This window comes from Dietzia sp. Cai40, from assembly GCF_014145165.1.
GTDB lineage: Bacteria > Actinomycetota > Actinomycetes > Mycobacteriales > Mycobacteriaceae > Dietzia > Dietzia natronolimnaea.
Genome location: NZ_JAALEB010000189.1, coordinates 1 through 1655, shown reverse-complemented (window position 1 = coordinate 1655; position 1655 = coordinate 1). Strand labels below are relative to the sequence as shown.

At 71.5% G+C, this 1655-nt stretch carries 2 protein-coding genes; one reads left to right on the top strand and one right to left on the bottom strand.

Translation table 11 applies throughout. The annotated features are described in order from the left end of the window. On the bottom strand, nt 1-277 hold a 277-nt coding region (locus G6022_RS08250; protein WP_182639711.1), incomplete at its 3' end, for a winged helix-turn-helix domain-containing protein. A 95-nt stretch (nt 278-372) separates the two neighbouring features. On the opposite strand from G6022_RS08250, the gene G6022_RS08245 reads away from it, so the two are divergent. After that, nucleotides 373-1638, top strand: a complete 1266-nt coding sequence (locus tag G6022_RS08245) for a pyridoxal phosphate-dependent aminotransferase (RefSeq protein WP_182610654.1) — start codon at nt 373-375, stop codon at nt 1636-1638. The last annotated feature ends 17 nt before the right edge of the window (nt 1639-1655 follow it).

Sequence of the window (1655 nt, the reverse complement as noted above, 5' to 3'; positions counted from 1 at the left end):
GCGCCCCGGCGCGTGCCGCCTGACCCGCCCCGGCGGCGACCCGGGTGCCCGAGCCCTGGACGGAGTCGATGAAGCCGGCGGCCGAGAGTTCGTCGAACCCCCGGACCACGGTGCCGCGGGAGAGCCCGGTCTGCTCGGCGAGCGCGCGCGTGGAGGGCAGCCTGTCGCCGTCGGCGAGGGAACCGTCGGAGATCAGGTCGATGATCGCGTCCACCAGATCCGCGGTGCCCGAGACCTCGCCCAGGACCAGGGATCCGGGACGGGCGGTGCGGGCCATGCGCTCAGCCTAGGCGCGCGAGGCCAAAAGTGGTCTCACGGGTCTGCGTGAAGTGGACCTTTCCGCCAGTCCACTTTGGCGATGTGATGGTCCACATGCAGATCTACCGCCAATCCCGACGCCTCCGCGACGTGCGCTACGACGTCCGCGGTCCGATCCTCACCGAGGCCATGCGGCTGGAATCCGAGGGCCACGACATCCTGCGACTGAACCTGGGGAACATGCACCCGTTCGGTCTCGAGGCCCGGCCCGAGATCGTGGATGCCGTGGCCCGCGAACTCGGCGCGGGCCAGGCCTACTCGGATTCGCGGGGCATCCCGCAGGCACGGGCGGCGGTGGCCGAGCACTACCGGCGCTGGGGGGTGCCCGGGATCCGCGCCGAGGACGTGTTCCTGGGCAACGGGGTGAGCGAGCTCATCACCCTGGTCCTGCAGGCGATGGTCGATCCGGGCGACGAGATCCTGGTCCCGGCACCGGACTACCCCACCTGGACCGGCGCGGTGAACCTCACCGGTGGCGTGCCCGTGCACTACCTGGCGGACGAGTCCGACGGCTGGAACCCCTCGCTGGCGGACATCGAGTCCAAGATCACGCCGCGGACGACCGCGCTGGTGGTGATCAACCCCAACAACCCGACCGGCGCCGTCTACAGTGCCGAGACCGTCCGGGGGATGGCCGACATCGCCCGTCGGCACGGGCTCGTCCTGCTCAGCGACGAGATCTACGAGAAGGTGATCTTCTCGGGCGCCCGCCATCACCACGCGGCGCTGGCCGCCGGTGACGACGTGCTCTGCCTGACCTTCGGCGGCCTGTCCAAGGCGTACCGGGTGTGCGGATACCGGGCCGGCTGGGTCGCCGCGACCGGGCCCCTCGAGCGGGCGCAGGACCTGCTGGAAGGGCTCACCCTGCTGGCAAACATGCGGGTGTGCCCCAACGTCCCGGGCCAGTACGCGATCCCGGTCGCGCTGGCCGAGGACTCACCGTGGGGTGCCGACGTGATCGACCCCGACGGCCGGATCGAGCGACAACTCGCACTGGCGACCGAGCGCCTCAACGCCATCCCGGGCGTGAGCTGCGTGGCGCCCCGCGGTGCGCTCTACTGCTTCCCCCGGTTGGACACCGAGAGGTTCGGCATCGGCAGCGACGAGGAACTGGTGCTGGATCTACTGCGCTCCGAGCACGTCCTGGTGACCCACGGCACCGGCTTCAACTGGCCCGAGCCGGACCACTTCCGGATCGTGTGCCTGCCCGACGCCGAGGTGCTCGAGAACGCGATCGGCAGGATCGCCGGGTACCTCGAGCGGCGTGCCGGCCTCCACCGGCAGCCCGGCACTCCGGCGCGGACCCCGCTGCCCGCGTGAGCCCGGCCCGGGCCCGG